The following is an 18,432-nucleotide window of genomic DNA, read 5'->3' as shown; positions in this document are numbered from 1 at the left end:
CATCCCTCACGGACTTTCCCGCATGAAGCGATCCACCCAAACCCTCGTCCTTGGCTCCCTGGTCGTGCTGGCCCTGGCCACTGCGACCCAGGCCTCGGCCAAGAGCGGGCGCGAGAAGCTCAAGGCAGCCGCTGCGGCGACCGCCGCCTCCCCGGCAGCCACCGGGGCGCTGTCACAGAGCGAGATTGCCGCCGGGCTGAAGGAAGCCTTGGCCAGTGGCGCCAGCAGGGCGCTCAACACCCTGGGGCGCAACGATGGCTTCTGGGGCAGCAATTACTGCATCCCGTTGCCGTCGGGCCTGGCCAGGTACGAAACCTTGGCGCGCCAGTTCGGCCAGGGCGAGCGGGTCGATGCCTTCCACCTCAGCCTCAACCGCGCCGCCGAGCAGGCGGTACCAGTGGCTGCCGAGCTGCTGGGCGACTCGATCCGGGCGATGAGCCTGACCGATGCGCAGGCCATCCTCACCGGCGGCGACGACGCGGCGACCCAGTACTTCCGTCGCCAGGTGTTCGGCGGCTGAGTTCCCTGGCTCCCTGTTCCCCGGACGGGCCGCCGCGTACGACGTGTCCGCGTTTCGGTCTGCCACACCTTCGTGCCGGTTTTGACAAGCCTCCCAAAGTCGTTTATTGACGCGTCGCACAAAAAAAGTGTGGAATATGCCGGGGTAAAGCTGTAGCAGTCCTGGTTTGTAGGGGGCAAGCCAATGTCGTCGCGTCGAATCCGGCGCGCCGGGCGGGTTGCCGATTCGACACCATCCGTCCGAGCGAACCCATGCGCCTGTTGCATCAGGATGTACCGCTATCGCGTGCCGCGCCGTCCGTGATCCTCTGGGCGCGGCTGCTGGCGCGCCTCTACCATTTCCTCGTCGCCGCCCTCCCGGCTGCGCTGACCCTGGACTTCCACGCCGGTGACCAGCAGCCAATGGTGCTGGGTGTAATGGCCGGCGTGGTCTGCGTGCTGGCCTTCGGCGTGACCGGGGTGTATGGGCGGCAGATGTTCACCAACCAGCTGCAGTTGCGGCGGATGCTGCTGGCGTGGTCGGCGACCTTTGGCCTGGTGCTGCTGCTGCATTCGGTGTTCGTGCCCGCCTCGCAGGGTTCGCTGGGGATGGCCATGGCTTGGTACACGCTGACCGCGCTGCTGCTGGTGGTCGGGCGCATGGTGATCCTGGCCGTGTTCGCGCGGTTGATGGGTCGCGGCTATTTCGTCGGTCGCTCGGTGATCCTGGGCGCGACCCGCAACGGCCGCCTGCTCGCCGAACGCATGCTGCGCAATGGCGAGATCGGCTCGGGGCTGCTGGGTTTCATCGATGATCGCGCACCCGAACGCCTGGACGTGGACCTGCATGCGCAGTTGCTGGGCGATTTCCACGAGCTGGAGCGGCTGATCCGCGACAACCAGGTCGACCAGGTGCTGGTGGCGCTGCCAATGACCGCCTCGCGCCGCAACCAGCACTACGCCGCCGAGCTGCGCCGCCTGCCGGTGGAAGTGTTCCTCGTCCCGGAAATGGACTCGTTCGATTACGCCATGCCGCGTGTGGCCGAGATCGCCGACATCCCGATGCTGGTCGTGTGCGAACCGCCGCTCAAGGGCTGGGCGCCGACCTTCAAGCGACTGGAGGACATCGTCCTGGCCAGCATTGCGCTGCTGCTGCTCTCGCCCTTGATGCTGCTGGTCGCGGTGGCGGTCAAGTGCGATTCGCGCGGGCCGGTGCTGTTCCGGCAGAAGCGCTATGGCTACAACCAGCAGCTGATCGAGGTTTACAAGTTCCGCTCGATGTACCACCACCAGCGCGACATGGACGCGGCGCGCCAGACCACCAGCGACGACCCGCGGGTTACCCGGGTCGGGCGCTTCATCCGCCGCACCAGCCTGGACGAGTTGCCGCAGTTGTTCAACGTGCTCGAAGGCAGCATGTCGCTGGTCGGTCCGCGACCGCATGCCACCGCGACCAAGGCCGCCGACTTGCCGTTCGAGCAGGCAGTGGCCAACTACGTGGCCCGGCACAAGGTCAAGCCGGGCATTACCGGCCTGGCCCAGGTCTATGGCTACCGGGGCGAGACCGAACGGTCGAGAAGATCCAGAAGCGCGTCGAGTACGACCTGGCCTACATAGAGAACTGGTCGCTGGGCCTGGATGTGTATGTGCTGCTGCGCACGGTGCCGGCGGTCCTGTCGATGAAGGCGGCCTACTGATGCAGCCGCGGGTGGCCGTGATCATCCCGGTGCGCAATGGCCGTGCCCATATGCAGCGGCTGTTGCCGGCACTGCGTGCGCAGGACCTTCAGCCGGCGCAGTGGCTGGTGGTGGATAGCGAGTCCTCCGACGGCAGCCCGGAGCTTTGGCGCGGCTTCGGCGCGCGCGTGCTGGCCATTCCCGCCTCGCAGTTCAACCACGGCGGGACCCGCCAGTGGGCCGCCGAGCAGGTCGATGCCGACGTGCTGGTGTACCTCACCCAGGACGCGGTGCCGGTGCCACCGGATGCGTTGCGCCGGCTGGTCGAGGGCCTGCTGGCCGATCCGCGCAACGGGGTGGCCTACGGCCGCCAGCTACCGCACCCTGGCGCCGACCTGCTGGCCGCGCACGGCCGCCAGTTCAACTATCCGCCGCGTTCGCGTACCAAGCGCATGGAGGACGCCGGCGAGCTGGGCATCAAGACCTGCTTCAGTTCCGACGCGTTCGCCGCCTACCGCCGCAGCGCGCTGCAGGAGGTCGGTGGCTTCCCGCGCGACGTGATCGGCAGCGAGGACGCGCACGTCGCCGGACGCATGCTGCTGGCCGGCTACCAGGTCGCCTACGTCGCCGAGGCCCAGGCCTGGCATTCGCACGATTACCGGGTGCTGGAAGAAATGCGCCGTTACTTCGACATCGGCGTGTTCTACAGCCGCGAGCGCTGGATCGCGCGCAGCTTTGGCAGCGCTGGTGGCGAGGGCCTGCGCTTCGTGCGCTCGGAGCTGGCCGCGCTGGCCGCTGCCGGACGCCGTCGGCGCGCCGGCGAGGTGCTGGTACGCACCGCCGCCAAGCTGGCTGGCTATCGCCTCGGGCATCTCGAGCGCTGGTTGCCAGCATCAATCAAACGCCGGGTCAGCATGTTCCCGGGCTACTGGAAGGGGAGCCAATGATGGTGAGGTTGTTGACCGGGGCCATGGCCCTGTTGCTGCTGTGTACCGGCTGCACGCCCAACGTGGTGCGGCTGCCGCCCGGCAAGGAGATTTCCGGGCGCCAGCTGGCCACGTTCGCGCCGGAGCAGTTGCCGCCGCCGCAGGTGCTGATCCATGCCGGCGATACGCTGCGCATCGTGCGCGACGCGCAGTCGCCGGCCGAACGCGACGAGGCCACACTGTTCACGGTGCGGCCGGACGGGATGATCGCCTATCCGCACCTGGGTACCGTGCCGGTGGCCGGACGCACCCCCGAGGACGTAGCCGTGCACATCAGCGAAGGGCTGGCTACGATCTACCGCTACCCGCGGGTGACGATCAACATCGCCGAGGCGCCGGGCAACCGCGTGTTCGTCGGCGGTGCGGTGCGCAACCCGGGTGCGTTCGAGCTGGCCTCACATTCCACCGTAGCCCAGGCCATCACCGCCACCGGCGGGGTACTGCCCACGGCTGATGCGCGGCGCGTGGCGCTGGTGCGCGAGGACGCGCAGGGCACGCAGCAGATCTACTTCTTCGACTACGCCGACATGCTCGCCAGCAGCAACAACGGCCGGCCGCCAGTGCGGTTGCAGCGCGGAGACCTGGTGTTCGTGCCGAGCTCGCGCATCGGCAATGCAATCCAGCGGGTGGACATGTACGTCACCCAGCTGCTGTTGTTCCGGGGCGTGGGGCTGGGGGTGAACTACCAGATCAACGAACCCGAGTACCGCATCAACTCCAACGACCTGGTACAGCCATGATCGAGATCCGCGGCTTCCGCGACCTGCTGCGCCTGCTTTTCATCTTCTCCCGCGAGTTCCGCTGGGCGTTCTTGGCCACGCTCGTGGTGGTGGTGCTGGGCGCGTTCCTGCTGCCCAGCCGTTACGTTTCCGACGCGCGGCTGCTGGTCAAGCCCACCGAGACCGCCAGCGTACAGCTGCCGGTGCAGCCGGGGCCGGAAGCGGGCTTCGTGCAGCAGAGCCCGCAACGCGACCCGCTGCTGGACGAGGAGAAGCTGGCCACCAGCACGCCAGTGATGCAGCGCGTGGCCAAGGCCTACCTGGAACTGTCCTCGGTGCCGCCGGAAGGGGGCTGGGCGCGGGTGAAGTTCAAGCTTGGCAAGGCCGCTGCCTGGGCCAAGGAGACAGTACGCGACGGATTGGTGCTGGTGCGGCTGATGGACCCGGCGCCGCCGGCCGACCGCCTCGCCGCGCGCATGGCCAAGCGCCTGTCCGTGGGCCATGACTCCGGCTCCAACGTGATGGAGATGCGCGTGACCTGGGGCGATCCGCAGATCGCGCAGGCGATCTCGCGCGCATGGGTCGATGCGTACTTTGACGAGCGCGCCAAGGCCGCCGGCGGCGACGCTTTGTTCGACTTCTACATGGCGCAGAGCAACGAACTCAACGAAAGCATCGCCGCGCTCAAGCGGCAGATGCGCGGGCAGTTGCGCGAGATCGATGCGACCAGCGTCGAGCAGCGCATCGTCGATGTCACCGACAAGCTGCAGCAGCTGTACCGCCAGCGCCGCGACCTCATGGCCCAGCGCCAGGCGCTGTCCGGCATCGTGCAGGTGGCCAACCGGCAGCTGCCGCGGGTGGACGGCGAAGTGGTCACCGACCGCGAGATCAGCCTCAACCCGGCCCGGCAGGACCTGCAGCTCAAGTACAACAGCCTGCAGGCGCAGCGCCTTGAACTGCTGCGCACCTACACTCCCGGCGCACCGGCGGTGCTGACCGTGGAACAGAGCATCCTCGAGCTGGGCGAACAGATCGCGCGGCTGGATGAAATGGTGGTGCGGTCGCGCAACCTCTCGCCCAACAGCCTGGGCGTGCGCCTGCGCCAGGACCGGCAGGACGCGCAGGTGGCGATGGGCAAGATCGATGCCAACGTCGCTGAGCTGGATGCACAGATACTGGCGCTGCAGCAGGAGCGCGAGACGGTGATGGCAGCCGAGCCCTCGCTTACCCGCCTGAGCCTGGAGCTGTCCACTGCCGAGCGCGCCTTCGCCCAGTACTCCGATTACCTGTTGCGTGCCCGTGTGATCCGCGACCTCAACCGCCATCGCCTCAGCAACGTGGCGCTGGTCGGCGAGTCCAGCTATACGCCTTCGCGGGTGTTCCCCAAGAGCATGCTGATGCTCGCACTGGTGCTGCCGGTGGCGCTGGCGGTGGCCGCGATCGTGGTGTTCGTGCTGTACCTCATGGACCAGCGCATCCACGATGGTGGTCGCATCGAGCCGACCTTCGGCGTCCCGGTGCTGGCCACACTGCCCGAGCTTGATCCCGGCACCGATGCCGCAGCGCTGCGCGCCGGGTTGCTGCGGCTGTACTGCAGGCTGCCGCTGGCACAGGTCGCCAGCTCCGGCCTGACCATCGGGTTGACCTCCAATCAGTGCGGCGAGGGCGTGCGTTTCGTCGCCGCCCACCTGCGGCAGATGCTCGCGCGCAATGGCCACGCCGTGGTCGACGGAGACGGCTGCGTGGCCGGCCCGGGCGAGGTGGTGGTGCGTGCCGCGCCGCCGCTCAGCCAGGAAGGCGCGCTGCTGGCGCTGCGTGACTGTGGTTTCGTGGTGCTGGTGGTGCAGGCGCGCCGCACCACGGTGCCGGCGGTGGAGAACGCGCTGGCCACCCTGCGGGGCGCGCTGGGCCGGGCCGATGGCATCGTGCTCAACCGCCGCGTCTACGAGATCCCGCAGCGAGTGTGGGGCCGTGCCGGCCGCTGGCTGGGGGTCCACTGAGTGAGGATCGCGCTGCTTGCCCCGTTGCCGCCCGTGCAGAGCGGTATTGCCGACTACGCCGGCGCCTGGCGCGCGGCGATGGCTGCACGCGGGGTGGAGGTCGTGGTGCCGCCGCAGGATGCGGACGGCCACTGGCCGGCAGCGCATGACGGGTTCTGGAAGCAGGTGGACCTGGTCCATGCCGAGCTCGGGGGCGGCCGCGCCCGCGAGTTCCTGCACCTGGAGCAACTGCAGGCGCGGCCGACCGGGCCGCGGCTGACGGCCACCGTGCACGATCCGGAGCGCCTGGTCTGGCGCAACCCGGCACCGTCCGCACTGGGGCGGCGCATAGGCAGCTGGCCGCGGCCGTTGCCGCAGTTGCACGCGCTGGCCACCGACCGCGCCACGCTGCGCCGCGAACGCCGGTTGGCGCGCGGCCTGTCCGCACTGGTCACCCTCACCGGCACCGGTGCCGACCAGCTGGCGCGGCGCATGCGCGTGGAGCGCAGCCGGGTCCACTGCATCGCCCATGGCAATCCACAGGTCACGCCGGTTGCGCTGCCAGCCGGGGACACGCTGCAGTTGCTGTACTTCGGCTTCATCTATCCGGGCAAGGGCATCGAGATGCTGCTGCGGGCGCTGGCGAAGGTCGTGGCCGCGCGTCCACGCGCGGCCGTGCGCCTGACCCTGGCCGGCGGCACCGCACCGGAGCTGACCTTTGCAGGAGGCGGTGACTACCTGGCCCAGCTGCAGGCGCTGGCGTCCGGGCTGGGCATCGGCGACCGCCTGCGCTGGGAGCTGGACCTGCCTGCCGCGCGCATCGTCGACTGCATCCAGGCCCACCACGTGATGGTGCTGCCTTACCGGCAGTCGTGGCGGATCCGCCTGCTCGGGCGCATGTGCGGTACCAGTGGCGCGCTGTCCTGGGCCCATGCCTGTGGTCGTGGCGTGCTGGCCACCGATACCCGCGCCTTCGCCGAGGAGCTCTCGCAAGGCAATGGCCAGGTGGTGCCACAGGACGATGTACAGGCGATGGCCGCGGCCATCACCCGCCTGATCGACGAGCCCACGCGCGTGTCGCGCTGGGCAGGGCAGGCGGCCGCACTCGGGGAGCAGCGCCGTTGGGACCAGGTGGCCGGCCACTTCGCCGGTCTGTTCAATCATGTCCTGGAGGTGCATCGATGATCGGTGGAAACGTACTGCGTGGCGTGGCCACGCTGTTGCTTGGTGGCTGGTTGCTGCTGCTTGGCGGCTGCAGCAGCCAGGCCCGGGAACCGGTCGGCCTGGTACCCGGACGCGAGGTGGTGTGGGGCGATTTCCTCGGCGTCAACGCGCACCTGCTCTGGTTCGATACCGCGCGCCAGACGCGGCAGCTGGACCGGCTGCAGGCACTGGGCCTGTCCTGGGTCCGCATCGACCTGCACTGGGACACGATCGAGCCGCAGCCGGGGCAGTGGCGCTGGGACGTGCTCGACCCGATGATGGCCGAGATCGCCGCGCGCGGACTCAAGGCCGAGGTCTACCTGGTGGGCTCGGCGCCGCACGCCACCTCCGCGCCGCCCGGCAGCCCGACCCCTGACCAGTACCCGCCGCGCGACCCGCAGGCCTATGCGCAGGCCTTGGTGGAACTGGCCAGGCGCTATCCCCAGGTCGCCGCCTGGCAGGTCTGGAACGAACCCAACCTGCCCGCGTTCTGGCGTCCGCGCGAGGACCCGGCGGCCTACGGCCAGTTGCTGCTGGCCAGCTACCACGCGATGCAGGCGCAGGTGCCGGGCCGCAAGATCGTGCTGGGCGGAATGGCGTACTACAGCCAGATGCCTACCCGTGGTGGCGAACTGATGATCCCGGCGCTGGCCGCCGGCGGACTCTACGAACTGGACATCGTCACCGCCTACCACCCGTACTCGCAGTACCCCGAGGGCGATGACCCCAAGGAACTGGACTTCATCGCCCGCGCCCGCCAGGGCAACGCCGCCCTGCGCGCCTTTGGCGCGCGCGAGATATGGGCCGACGAATGGGGCTGGTCCAGCTATGACGGCCCGGTCGAGGAACAGGCGCTGGTCGGCGAGCTCGGCCAGGCCGATTACGTGTTGCGGCGATTGGCACTGATGGCCGCGCTGGATTACGACAAGGTGTTCCTGTTCGCGCTCAGCGATCTGGACGAGCGCGCCAGTCCGCGTGATCGCCGCTATGGGCTGCTCGACGAACAGGCCCGGCCCAAGCCTGCCTATCTCGCGCTGCAGCGGCTGCTGGCGGTGACCGGTCCCAGCCTGCTGCCGGGCCAGGGCCCGTCGGTGCAGGCGCCGCCGGAAGGTCTGATATCGATCAGCTGGCGCACCGCTGACGGCCGCAACCTGTGGATGTACTGGGGCGGCACCCCGGGGCAGGTCACCGTTGCGGGTGTCGAACGCGGCTGGCTGCACGACATCCTGGGCAACCGCCGCGAGGCGGTACTGGCCAGCGATGGCCAGCTGCAACTGCCGGTGACCACCCAGCTGCAGGTGCTGCAGTGGTGAAGCGTCCGCTGCGCCTGCTGTGGGTGATGCCGTACCTGCCGTGGCCGACCACCAGCGGCGGCAAGCTGCGCCAGTACCACCTGCTGCGCTGCCTGGCCGCGCGTGGCCACCGCATCACCCTGGTGGTGCAGTCCAAGACGCCGCTGGATGCGGAGACCGCCGCGCGACTGGAGCCGCTGCTGGAGAAGCTGGTGGTGCTGCCGCGGCGACCGCTGCGCTCGGCACGCACGCTGTGGCACGGGCTGGTGTCGCCGTTGCCGCTGCTGGCCACCGTCAACGGCCACGCGCCGGCGCTGTCGCAGCAGCTGGAACGACTGCTCGAGCAGGACTGGGATGTCATCCAGGTCGAGCACTCCTACACCTACCAGCCGTGCCGCGAGCCACTGCGCCGGCGACGTGCGCCGCTGGTGCTGACCGAGCACAACGTCGAATCACAACTGGCCGCGGTCACCTATGCGCGCTTGCCGTGGCCGCTGCGCAGCCTTGCCGGGCACGACCGGCGTCGCTACCGCCGCTGGGAGCGCAAGGTGCTGGGCGAGGCCGACCACGTGGTGGCGATGACGGCCGACGATGCACGTGTGTTCGCCGCGATGGCCGCCAGCCCGGTGGCGGTGGTCGTCAACGGCAGTGATACCGGGGCGCTTGCCGTGGTGCAGCCGGACCTGCACGCCGCGCGCGCGTTGTTCGTCGGCAACTTCGAATACCCGCCGAACGTGGATGCGGTGCAGTGGCTGCTGGACGAAGTGATGCCACGGGCCTGGGCCCAGGCGCCACGGCTGCGCATTGCCCTGTGCGGCCACGCGCTGCCGCCGCAGTGGGCGCAGCGCTGGCGTGATCCGCGCATCGACTGGATCGGCTACGTGCCCGAGCTGGCGGTCGAGCAGGCGCGCTCGAGCCTGTTCGTCGCCCCGCTGCGCGATGGTGGCGGCTCCAAGCTCAAGGTGATCGAGGCCATGGCCGCCGGACTGCCGCTGGTGGCGACCGCGCAGGCCGTCTCCGGGTTGGCGGTCAGCGATGGCGTGCATTGCCGCCTGGCCGCCGATGCCGAAGGACTGGCGCGGGCGATGGTCGAACTGCAGGCCGATCCGGCGCAGGCGGCACGGCTGGCGGTGGCCGCGCGTGGCTATGTGTGCGAACAACACGACTGGCAGCGCTCGGCTGACCAGCTCGAAGCGGTCTATGCCGGAGTGTGTGGATGAGGGTAGGGATTGATTACCGGCCGGTGACCGCTGCGCCGCACTCGGGTATTTCCCGCCAGGTGCTGGCGATGGAAGCTGCACTGGCTGAACTGGGCCACGAGCCAGTGCGCCTGACCATGGCCCCGGCGGCGCATCCACACCGGCAGTCCTGTCACTGTCCCGATGTCGAGGTCGCGCCCGCGCGGCTGCACCGGCCGGAACAGCGCTTGCGTTTCGAGGCTGGGTTCCTGCCGCGGCAACTGCCGCGACTGCAGCTGGACCTTTACATCGCCACCGCCAACAGCGGCCTGCCGCTGCTAAGGCGGCCACGCGTGCGCCTGGTGACCCTGGTCCATGACCTGTTCCAGCTGACCCTGCCCGGCGCTCATGCGAGTGCGCTGCGCGCGGCGGTCTACCGCAACATGGATCGCTACCTGGTCGGCCACGCGGTGCGCACGGCCGACCGGCTGTGGACGCCCTCGGCCTACAGCGCCGGTGAGCTGGCGAAACTCTTCCCGGCCAGCGCGCAGCGCGTGCGCGTGCTGCACAACGCCGTCGTGCCGTTGCCGCCGCCGTCGGCACTGCCCGAGGGGCTGCCGCCGGGCTACTGGCTGGCGGTCGGCAGCCGCGAGCCACGCAAGAACCTGGCGCTGTTGCTTCAACGCTGGCGTGCGCTGCGCAACCATGGGCATGGGCTGCCGCCGCTGGTGGTGGTCGGCTCAGCGCTGGACGTGCCGTCGGAGCTGGCCAAGTCCAACGGCCTGCACTGGCTGTCGGGTATCGACGACGCGACCCTGGCCGCCGTGTACCGCGGTGCCGGCCGCCTGTTCCATCCAGCCTGGGCCGAAGGCTTCGGCCTGCCGGTGATCGAAGCCATGGCCCAGGGCACGCCGGTAGCCGCCGCCACGGGCAGCGCTCTGGACGAAATCCTGCCCGACTACGCGTTGCGGTTTGATCCATACAGCCCCCCCAGCCTGGACGCGGCCTTGCTGCGCGCCTGCGGCGGACGCCACCCAGGCGAGACCGTGGAGAACCTGCAGGCAGCGGCGGCGCGTTTCGATGCGCAGGTCTACCGTGCCCGCTTGGCCGAGCTGCTGGCGGAGGCCTGCCGATGAGCGGTGGACGCTGGCTGGCCGCCGCGCTGGGCATGCTGTTCGGCGCGGCACTGCTGCTGTTGCCGCTGGAGAAGTTCAGCGTGCTGCTGGCCGGCGTGCCGCTGGCGCTGGTGGTGCTGCGCTGGCCCACGGCCGGGCTGTCGCTGTTCGCGCTGCTGGCCACCTTCGCCCCCTACAGCTCGATCAACCTGGGCTTCCGTTTCACCATGGCCGAAGCGGTGCTGGGCATGACCTGGCTGGGCGTCGGCCTGCAACTGCTGTTCCAGCGGCAACCGCCGCTGCGGCCCGATCCGGTTCAGCGCTCGCTGCTGCTGCTGGCCGCCTTCAGCGTGGTGCCCTTGCTGGTCGGCCAGGCCAGCATCGCTGCCGACGGCAATGGCTGGGTCAACTGGGTGCGGTGGCTGGCCAACCTGTCGCCGCTGCTGCTCGCGCCGTGGCTGCTCGCCCGCCCGCAACAACGCGACAACCTGGTAGTGATGCTGTTGCTGGGCAACCTGGCGATGCTGTTGTTGTCGCTGGCGCTGTTCGTGCAGCACCGCAATGCGATGGAAATGATCCCGGTGCTCAGGCTGCTGCGCTATGCGCATCCGGAAGCGTTGCAGGACATTTTCAGCGCCGAACACGCGCGCCTGGGCACGCCGTGGGTGCATCCCAACCTGACCGGCGGTGCGATGGCGATGTTCGTGCCCTTGGCAGCGTTCTATGCGCTGGGCACTTCCGGCTGGCGCCGCTGGCTCGGCGTGGCGGTGGCCGTGCTTGGCGCCGCGGCGCTGCTGCTGTCCGGCTCGCGTGGCGCCATCCTGGCCGTGGGCGTGGTGCTGGCCTGGCTGGCCTGGCTGCGTGTGCCCGGTGCACGCGCGCTGTTGCTGGGTGGGGTGCTGCTCGGAGCCGGACTGGCGCTGGGTTACGCGCCGCTGCAGGCGCGACTGGCCACCATGTTCAGCGCCGGGAATGCGTCCACCGAAGTGCGCATGGACGAATACCGGCGCTTCCCCGAGGCAATGGCGCGCTACCCGCTGGGCATCGGCTTCAGGACCGAACCGCCTGTGCCGGGCAGCGGCCTGCTTGGCATTTCCAACCTGTGGCTGCACCTGGTCTACAAGCTGGGCCTGATCGGCATGCTGCTGCACGTGGTCACGACCGTGCGCTGGTGGCGCGCGGTGGCCCCGCGCGGCCGCCCCGGCCCGATCCATGCCGGCAACGCGATCTGGATGGGCGCCACCACCGCGCTGGTGGCCGCGCTGGTCACTGGCCTGATCGACCACTACTACAGCTCGACGATGGTCCTGCTTGCACTGTTCTGGCTGGTGGCCGGACTGGGCATGCAGGGCGCGGCCGCCGTCGCGGCCGGATCGCCGGGCGCTCCCAGACTGTCATCCGGAGACAAACCATGAGGCACCGCATCCACCACTCCAACGACCTGGCCACGCGGCTGGACGACTACGCCGCGCGCCTGCAACTGGCGCCGCCGCAGGTCGCCGACGCCTACCAGTGGCTGCTGGCCAACGAGGTCGTGTTCGAGGAACCCGGCAGCGACGGGGTGCGGGTGTCGATCTGCTCGGTGGACATCGAACAGCGGCTGGCCGATGCCAACGCCCGCCGCCTGTACGCCGCGTTCAAGCAGGACCTGGGCATCCAGCTGGTGCCGGCCTTCGGTATCAACTGGCCGACGTTCAAGGACCGCTGGCTGCGGATGTGGGAGCAGCTCTACAACATCGCCATCAACAAGGTGCCGTTCCACTGGGTGCGGCTGACCTGGCTGCGGCTGGGCGGGGCCAAGATCGGCGAGGGCTCGACCATCTGGCGCAACACCGAGGTGCTGGGGATCAACAACCTGGTGATCGGGCGCGACAGCGTCATCGCCTGGCACTGCCAGATCGATGCCCGCGCCGGCCTGCGCATCGGCGACCACGTCGCCATCGCCTCCCACGTGCTGATCATCGCCGGCAGCCATGATCTCGCCGCACCGGAGTTCTGGTCGATCTCCGCGCCGATCGTGATCGAGGACTACGTGTGGGTTGCCAGCCGCGCGCTGGTCGCCCACGGTGCGCGCCTGGGCCGTGGCAGCGTGGTCACCGCCAATACCGTGGTGGCCAAGGATGTGGCGCCGTACAAGATCGTCGGCGGTACCGGAGCCAAGGTCATGGGCGAACGCCCGCACAACCTCAACTACCGGGTGGGCGGCAAGAACCTGCTGACCCTGCTGCACTGAGCCGATGCTGCGCACCACGCTCAGCTTGACCCTGGCCACGGTGGCCGGCCTGGTGCTGGGCTTTGCCCGCGAATGGCTGCTGGTGGCCGCATGGGGTGCCGGCGCACGTACCGACGCCTTCCTGGTGGCGATGTTCGTGCCCGAGGCGGTGCGCATGACCTTGGCCAGCGGCCTGCTGGCGGCGGCGGCGATGCCGCTGCTGGCCGCTCAGCACGACACTGCAAAGGGACGCTGGCTCACCAGCCAGTGGTGGAGCCTGCTGCTGCTCGGCGTGGCCCTGGCCGCGGGGCTGGCCGGCGGCGCGCCATGGTGGGTGCGCGTGGTCGGGCCCGGCCTGGGCAACGAAGGCTGGCAGGTCGCCGCCGGCTCGCTGGGATTGCTGGCGGCGATGTTGCCGGCGCTGCTGCTGCATGCACTGGCCGCGGCGGTGGGCCAGGCGCGTGGGCGCTTCCTGCTCGCCGGGCTGGGCTCCCTGATCTACAACCTGCCGGCGGTGTTGCTGCTGGCGATGCGAGGCGCGACGGTGGACGAACGGACGCTGGCCTGGGCCTTCGTCGCCGGCGGCTGGCTGATGCTGGCCTCGGCGCTGCCGCTGTTGTGCGCCGGTGGCTGGCGGCCGTGGCGTGGCCGCCTCTCGGCCGAACAGGCCCTCATCCTTTACCGCAGGCTGGGAGCGCTGCTGGTCAGCGCTTCTGCCAGCCAGGCACTGGCACTGCTGGAACGGATCTGCGCGTCGTGGCTGGGCGAGGGTGCGATCACCGTGGTCAACCTCGCGCGCAAGCTGGTCAACCTGCCGCTGGTCGCGCTGGGCAGCCTCAACCAGGTGCTGCTGGCCCGGATGGTCGGACAGCAGGCTGACCCCACCGGCCGCCGCCACACGCTGCGCCAGGGGCTGTTGCTGACCGCGGCGCTGACCGTACCGGCGGCGCTGGGCCTGGTCGCGGCCGCACCGGTGTTGGTGGGTTGGATGCTGCCGCCGGGCCTTGCCGACGGACCCTTGCCCGAGCTGCTGGCATGGTTTGCCTGCGTCATCGTGTTCGGCGGCTGGAATGCCTTGCTCGCCCGCCACGCCTATGCCGGTGGCGACACGCTCACGCCACTGCGCTACGAACTGGCCGGCAACGCGGTGACCGCCGTCGGACTGGTGCTGCTGCCGCTGGCGGCCGGAATGCCGGGCATCGCCTGGGCCACGCTGGCCGGATGTGTGGTCACCGCCACCCTGCTGTTGCGTCAGGCGCGCCTGCTGGATGACGCCACGGTGCGCTGGCTGCCTGGGCTCACCGCGCTGGGCCTGGGCACGGCCGCTCTGCTGCAGGTCACTACCGCCGGTGTTGTCCAGCTGCTGCTGGCCAGTGCCCATGCCGGGGCGTGGTTGCTGGCGCTGGGGCTGTGGACCCGGCGCCAATCCAGTCTCTACTCCAGCGCATAGCGCAGCGCGAACAGCACCGCTACCAGCCACACGGCCGGATGCACCTCGCGCCATTTGCCGGTGCCGGCCTTGAGCACGGTGTAGGCGATGAAGCCAAAGGCCAGGCCGTTGGCAATGGAGTAGGTGAACGGCATCGCCAGCGCACACAGCGCGGCCGGCACCGCCTCGGTCAGTTCCTGCCACTCGATCTCCACCAGCTCGCGCAGCATCAGCCCGGCCACGTACAGCAGGGCAGGGGCGGTGGCGTAGGGCGGGACCATTGCCGCCAACGGCGAGAACAGCAGGGCAGCCAGGAACAGCGCGGCGATCACCAGCGCGGTCAGGCCGGTGCGGCCGCCGGCTTCCACGCCCGATGCCGACTCGGCGAACGCGGTGGTGGAACTGGTGCCCAGCAGCGAACCGGCGACGATCGCGGTGCTGTCGGCCAGCAGCGCGCGGCCGAAGCGCTTCTGGCCGCTGGGCAGCTTCAGCAGGCCGGCGCGGCTGGCCACGCCGTACAGCGTGCCGGTGGCGTCGAACACTTCCACCAGCACGAATACCAGCACCACGTGCAGCAGCACCGACCACGCCGCGCCATCGTCCCAGTGCAGCAGGCCGGCCAGGTCCAGCTGCAGGAAGGTCGGTGCCAGTGACGGCGGCAGCGACACCAGCCCCTGCCACTGCACCAGCCCCAGTGCCCAGGCAATCGCGGTGACGGAGAGGATGCCGATCAGGATCGCACCGCGGATGCGGCGGGCTTCCAGGATCGCGATCAGCAGGAAGCCGCCCATCGCCAGCAGCGGCGGCGCGGTGTCCATCGGCCCGAGCCGGATCAGGGTGTCGGCATCGCCGATCACCACGTTGGATTTCTGCAGCGCGATGATTGCCAGGAACAGGCCGATGCCTGCCACGATCGCGCTGCGCAGCGACGGCGGGATGCCGGCCACCAGCCAGCTGCGCACGCCGGTCAGCGACAGCACCAGGAACACGATGCCGGAGATCAGTACCGCGGCCAGCGCCTGCTGCCACGGCAGGCCGGCGGCCCCGACCACGGTAAAGGCAAAGAAGGCATTCAGGCCCATGCCCGGGGCCATGCCGACCGGGAAGTTGGCCGCCAGCGCCATCACCGCCGAGCCCAGCGCCGCGGCCAGGCAGGTCGCCACGAATACCGCGCCCGGGTCCATGCCGGTGGTGCCCAGGATCGCCGGATTGACGAACACGATGTAGGACATCGTCAGGAACGTGGTCAGCCCGGCCAGCAGTTCGGTGCGCACGCTGGTGCCGTGTTCGCTGAGCTTGAACAGGCGTTCGGGCAGGGACATCGCAGGCTCCGGATGGGGTGGGCAGGGGGCCGCGCGTGGCGACCGGCTGCAGCTTACTGCAGCACCCCGCCGCGGCTGCGTGCACGGCAGTCATGATGCGGCCTCTGTTTCCGGGGGTGGCGGATGACGAGTGCGCAGTGCATGGAATGCGGTCACGCCAGTGGCGATGCGCTCCTCAACTTCTGTCCGGCCTGCGGCCGGCCGCCGGGCCAGCGGCGCATCGACTGGAGCTACCTGGTCGAGCAGGTGCGGCACGGTGTTTTCAAGCTGGACCGCGGGTTGCCGTAATCGCTGGGCAGCCTGCTGCTGCGTCCCGGCAGGTTGATACGCGATTACATCGAGGGCCGCCGCGCGCGCCATGTCAAACCACTGACGTTGCTGCTGGTCTCCGGTGCGGCGGTGGTGCTGGTCGGTCGTTTTACCGCCGGCGGCGACCTTATCGGCTCGGCGAGGCAGGCGGGTGGGGATCTTGTGGGCAATCCGGACCAGGTTGCGATCGCGGCGCACGAGTCGATGAAGGCAGTGCAGGCATGGGCCAACCGCAACTTCGCGGCCATGACCCTGCTGATGCTGCCGCTGGAAGCGCTGGCCCTGCGGCTGGCCTTCCATCGTGTTGGCGGCCTCAACTATTCCGAATGGCTGGTGGTCGCCACCTTCCTTACCGCGCAGAGCTTCCTGTTCTGGATGGGGGAGCTGGCGCTGCGGCGCTGGGTGCCCGCCGCAGTGGGCTGGGGGGATCGTGTGCTCGCTTGCCTTCCAGCTGTTCGCGCTGGTCCAGTTCTTCGCCGGCTATCCGTGGTGGAAGGCCATGCTGCGTGGCATCGTCGGCCTGGGGCATGTTCTCGGTTGCGCAGTCGTTCATCACCGGGCTGGTCATGGTGGCGTCCGGAGCGCTGCGCTGAGCACGGCTCCCTGAAACGAAACGCCCGCCGGATGGCGGGCGTTTGCTGCAGCTCTTACTTCAGCGCCTTGAAGCGCAGGCGCTTGGGACCGGCATCGTCGCCGAGTCGACGCTTCTTGTCCTCTTCGTACTCGCGGTAGTTGCCCTGGAAGAACTCCACGTGCGAGTCGCCCTCGAAGGCGATGATGTGGGTGGCGATGCGGTCCAGGAACCAGCGGTCATGCGAGATGACGAAGGTGTTGCCCGGGAACTCCAGCAGCGCATCTTCCAGCGCACGCAGGGTCTCGATGTCCAGGTCGTTGGACGGTTCGTCGAGCAGCAGCACGTTGCCGCCCTGCAGCAGGGTCTTGGCCATGTGCAGGCGGCCACGCTCACCACCGGACAGCGAACCGACGCGCTTCTGCTGGTCCTGGCCCTTGAAGTTGAAGCGGCCGATGTAGGCGCGCGACTGGATCTCGATGCCGTTGATGTTGAGGATGTCCAGGCCACCGGACACTTCCTCGAACACGGTCTTGTCGCCTTCCAGCTTGTCGCGGCTCTGGTCCACGTAGGACAGCTGCACGGTCGGGCCGACGACGATCTCGCCCGAGTCCGGCTTTTCCTGGCCGGTGATCATCTTGAACAGCGTCGACTTGCCGGCACCGTTCGGACCGATGATGCCGACGATGGCACCGGGCGGGATGATCATCGACAGGTTGTCGATCAGCAGGCGGTCGCCAAACTTCTTGGAGACGTTCCTGAACTCCATCACCGAGTTGCCCAGGCGCTCGCCCGGCGGGATGAAGATTTCATTGGTCTCGTTGCGCTTCTGGTAGTCGACGCTCTGCAGCTCTTCCAGGCGGGCCAGACGGGCCTTGCCCTTGGTGCGACCACCCTTGGCGTTCTGGCGCGACCACTCCAGTTCCTTCTGGATGGCCTTCTGGCGAGCCTTTTCCTGGTTGTCTTCCTGCTTCAGGCGCTCTTCCTTCTGCTCCAGCCACTGGGTGTAGTTGCCCTTCCACGGAATGCCGCGGCCGCGGTCCAGTTCCAGGATCCACTCGGCGGCGTTGTCCAGGAAGTAGCGATCATGGGTGACGGCCACCACGGTGCCGGTGTAACGGGCCAGGAACTGCTCCAGCCATTCCACCGACTCGGCGTCGAGGTGGTTGGTCGGTTCGTCGAGCAGCAGCATGTCCGGCTTCTGCAGCAGCAGGCGGCACAGCGCGACGCGGCGCTTCTCGCCACCGGACAGGTTGCCGATCTTCGCGTCCCACGGCGGCAGGCGCAGCGCATCGGCGGCCACGTCCAGCTGGTTCTCCAGGGTGTGGGCGTCACCGGCGGCGAGGATCGCCTCCAGGCGCTCCTGCTCCTTGGCCAGCGCGTCGAAGTCGGCGCCTTCCTCGGCATAGGCGGCGTACACGGCTTCCAGCGCGGCCTGGGCCTGCAGTACCTCGCCGACGCCTTCCTCGACCGCTTCGCGCACGGTCTGCTCCGGATCCAGGCGCGGTTCCTGCTCCAGGTAGCCGACCTTGATGCCCGGCTGCGGGCGGGCCTCGCCCTCGAAATCGGTGTCCACGCCGGCCATGATCTTCAGCACGGTCGACTTGCCGGCACCGTTGAGGCCGAGCAGGCCGATCTTGGCGCCCGGGAAGAAGCTCAGCGAGATGTCCTTGATGATCTGCCGCTTGGGCGGGACCACCTTGGACACGCGGCTCATGGTGTAGATGTATTGCGAGGACATGAAGTCTCCGTAAGCGCACGCCTTGCCCGGTCCGGGAATCGGACAGGTCCAGGGCAAAAGAGGGATGGGCCGATTATAGCGGCAAGCCGCGCCCGGCCGGCCCTGGCCCCAGCCAGCTTCCTTGCTGGCGTGTGAATCCAGCTTTCAAAGGCCCACTGGAAAGCGTTTCCAGCCGGAATTTGTTCAGATGGCGTCGGCATGA

At 69.1% G+C, this 18,432-nt stretch carries 16 protein-coding genes; 14 read left to right on the top strand and 2 right to left on the bottom strand.

Translation table 11 applies throughout. From position 1 onward, the window contains the following. Positions 1–22: 22 nt before the first annotated feature. The 12 genes from LG380_RS09635 (at position 23) to LG380_RS09580 (ending at position 14,308) form a co-directional block, all read left to right on the top strand. Entirely contained in the window at positions 23–520 is a 498-nt protein-coding gene (locus LG380_RS09635) for a DUF4197 domain-containing protein (RefSeq protein WP_225764830.1), read from the top strand. A gap of 251 nt (positions 521–771) precedes the next feature. Continuing rightward, the gene (locus LG380_RS09630; RefSeq protein WP_263973779.1) at positions 772–2,115 is read left to right on the top strand and encodes an exopolysaccharide biosynthesis polyprenyl glycosylphosphotransferase; all 1,344 of its coding nucleotides are present in this window, start codon (positions 772–774) and stop codon (positions 2,113–2,115) included. A gap of 79 nt (positions 2,116–2,194) precedes the next feature. After that, on the top strand, positions 2,195–3,121 hold the full coding sequence (locus tag LG380_RS09625) for a glycosyltransferase (protein WP_225764829.1): 927 nt from the start codon (positions 2,195–2,197) through the stop codon (positions 3,119–3,121). Next, entirely contained in the window at positions 3,121–3,900 is a 780-nt protein-coding gene (locus tag LG380_RS09620; protein ID WP_225764828.1) for a polysaccharide biosynthesis/export family protein, read from the top strand. Before LG380_RS09625 ends, LG380_RS09620 begins: the two co-directional genes overlap by 1 nt. After that, positions 3,897–5,879, top strand: a complete 1,983-nt coding sequence (locus LG380_RS09615) for a hypothetical protein (RefSeq protein WP_225764827.1) — start codon at positions 3,897–3,899, stop codon at positions 5,877–5,879. Before LG380_RS09620 ends, LG380_RS09615 begins: the two co-directional genes overlap by 4 nt. Further along, positions 5,880–7,043 carry a glycosyltransferase gene (locus LG380_RS09610; protein WP_225764826.1) on the top strand — a complete coding sequence of 388 codons (1,164 nt, stop codon included), beginning with the start codon at positions 5,880–5,882 and terminating at the stop codon, positions 7,041–7,043. Further along, positions 7,040–8,374, top strand: a complete 1,335-nt coding sequence (locus tag LG380_RS09605; RefSeq protein ID WP_225764824.1) for a beta-galactosidase — start codon at positions 7,040–7,042, stop codon at positions 8,372–8,374. Before LG380_RS09610 ends, LG380_RS09605 begins: the two co-directional genes overlap by 4 nt. Next, positions 8,371–9,573, top strand: a complete 1,203-nt coding sequence (locus LG380_RS09600) for a glycosyltransferase family 4 protein (protein WP_225764822.1) — start codon at positions 8,371–8,373, stop codon at positions 9,571–9,573. The genes LG380_RS09605 and LG380_RS09600 overlap by 4 nt, the downstream gene beginning before the upstream one ends. Beyond that, on the top strand, positions 9,570–10,667 hold the full coding sequence (locus LG380_RS09595) for a glycosyltransferase family 1 protein (protein WP_225764821.1): 1,098 nt from the start codon (positions 9,570–9,572) through the stop codon (positions 10,665–10,667). Before LG380_RS09600 ends, LG380_RS09595 begins: the two co-directional genes overlap by 4 nt. Then, a complete protein-coding gene (locus tag LG380_RS09590) occupies positions 10,664–12,061 on the top strand; it encodes an O-antigen ligase family protein (protein WP_225764820.1) in 1,398 nt (465 codons plus the stop codon). Before LG380_RS09595 ends, LG380_RS09590 begins: the two co-directional genes overlap by 4 nt. Next, positions 12,058–12,879, top strand: coding sequence for an acyltransferase (locus tag LG380_RS09585; protein WP_225764819.1), 822 nt, complete (start codon positions 12,058–12,060; stop codon positions 12,877–12,879). The genes LG380_RS09590 and LG380_RS09585 overlap by 4 nt, the downstream gene beginning before the upstream one ends. 4 nt (positions 12,880–12,883) lie before the next feature. Next, positions 12,884–14,308: a lipid II flippase MurJ gene (locus LG380_RS09580; protein WP_225764818.1), complete on the top strand. Its 1,425-nt coding sequence runs from the start codon at positions 12,884–12,886 to the stop codon at positions 14,306–14,308. Here LG380_RS09580 and LG380_RS09575 read toward each other — a convergent pair. Continuing rightward, positions 14,293–15,609, bottom strand: a complete 1,317-nt coding sequence (locus LG380_RS09575) for an NCS2 family permease (RefSeq protein ID WP_225764817.1) — start codon at positions 15,607–15,609, stop codon at positions 14,293–14,295. The genes LG380_RS09580 and LG380_RS09575 overlap by 16 nt on opposite strands. Before the next feature lie 141 nt (positions 15,610–15,750). On the opposite strand from LG380_RS09575, the gene LG380_RS09570 reads away from it, so the two are divergent. Both LG380_RS09570 and LG380_RS09565 read left to right on the top strand, forming a co-directional pair. Continuing rightward, complete coding sequence (locus LG380_RS09570; RefSeq protein WP_225764816.1) at positions 15,751–15,897, top strand: hypothetical protein; 147 nt, start codon at positions 15,751–15,753, stop codon at positions 15,895–15,897. Positions 15,898–15,900: 3 nt separating this feature from the next. Next, positions 15,901–16,650 carry a DUF3667 domain-containing protein gene (locus tag LG380_RS09565; RefSeq protein WP_318780094.1) on the top strand — a complete coding sequence of 250 codons (750 nt, stop codon included), beginning with the start codon at positions 15,901–15,903 and terminating at the stop codon, positions 16,648–16,650. On the opposite strand, the gene ettA is transcribed toward LG380_RS09565, so the two are convergent. Further along, positions 16,566–18,230 carry an energy-dependent translational throttle protein EttA gene (gene ettA, locus LG380_RS09560; protein ID WP_225764815.1) on the bottom strand — a complete coding sequence of 555 codons (1,665 nt, stop codon included), beginning with the start codon at positions 18,228–18,230 and terminating at the stop codon, positions 16,566–16,568. The genes LG380_RS09565 and ettA overlap by 85 nt on opposite strands. Between the last annotated feature and the right edge of the window lie 202 nt (positions 18,231–18,432).

This window comes from Stenotrophomonas sp. Marseille-Q4652, from assembly GCF_916618915.1.
Lineage (GTDB): Bacteria > Pseudomonadota > Gammaproteobacteria > Xanthomonadales > Xanthomonadaceae > Stenotrophomonas.
This window is presented reverse-complemented; position numbering and strand designations above follow the sequence as displayed.

Excerpts from the sequence above, each read along its gene's own strand:
- LG380_RS09615 (WP_225764827.1), top strand. The coding sequence starts at position 3,897 with ATGATCGAGATCCGCGGCTTCCGCGACCTGCTGCGCCTGCTTTTCATC.
- LG380_RS09605 (WP_225764824.1), top strand. The coding sequence starts at position 7,040 with ATGATCGGTGGAAACGTACTGCGTGGCGTGGCCACGCTGTTGCTTGGT.
- LG380_RS09585 (WP_225764819.1), top strand. The coding sequence starts at position 12,058 with ATGAGGCACCGCATCCACCACTCCAACGACCTGGCCACGCGGCTGGAC.
- LG380_RS09620 (WP_225764828.1), top strand. The coding sequence starts at position 3,121 with ATGGTGAGGTTGTTGACCGGGGCCATGGCCCTGTTGCTGCTGTGTACC.
- LG380_RS09625 (WP_225764829.1), top strand. The coding sequence starts at position 2,195 with ATGCAGCCGCGGGTGGCCGTGATCATCCCGGTGCGCAATGGCCGTGCC.
- LG380_RS09635 (WP_225764830.1), top strand. The coding sequence starts at position 23 with ATGAAGCGATCCACCCAAACCCTCGTCCTTGGCTCCCTGGTCGTGCTG.
- LG380_RS09570 (WP_225764816.1), top strand. The coding sequence starts at position 15,751 with ATGGAATGCGGTCACGCCAGTGGCGATGCGCTCCTCAACTTCTGTCCG.
- LG380_RS09590 (WP_225764820.1), top strand. The coding sequence starts at position 10,664 with ATGAGCGGTGGACGCTGGCTGGCCGCCGCGCTGGGCATGCTGTTCGGC.
- ettA (WP_225764815.1), bottom strand. The coding sequence starts at position 18,230 with ATGTCCTCGCAATACATCTACACCATGAGCCGCGTGTCCAAGGTGGTC.
- LG380_RS09580 (WP_225764818.1), top strand. The coding sequence starts at position 12,884 with ATGCTGCGCACCACGCTCAGCTTGACCCTGGCCACGGTGGCCGGCCTG.
- LG380_RS09595 (WP_225764821.1), top strand. The coding sequence starts at position 9,570 with ATGAGGGTAGGGATTGATTACCGGCCGGTGACCGCTGCGCCGCACTCG.
- LG380_RS09575 (WP_225764817.1), bottom strand. The coding sequence starts at position 15,609 with ATGTCCCTGCCCGAACGCCTGTTCAAGCTCAGCGAACACGGCACCAGC.
- LG380_RS09630 (WP_263973779.1), top strand. The coding sequence starts at position 772 with ATGCGCCTGTTGCATCAGGATGTACCGCTATCGCGTGCCGCGCCGTCC.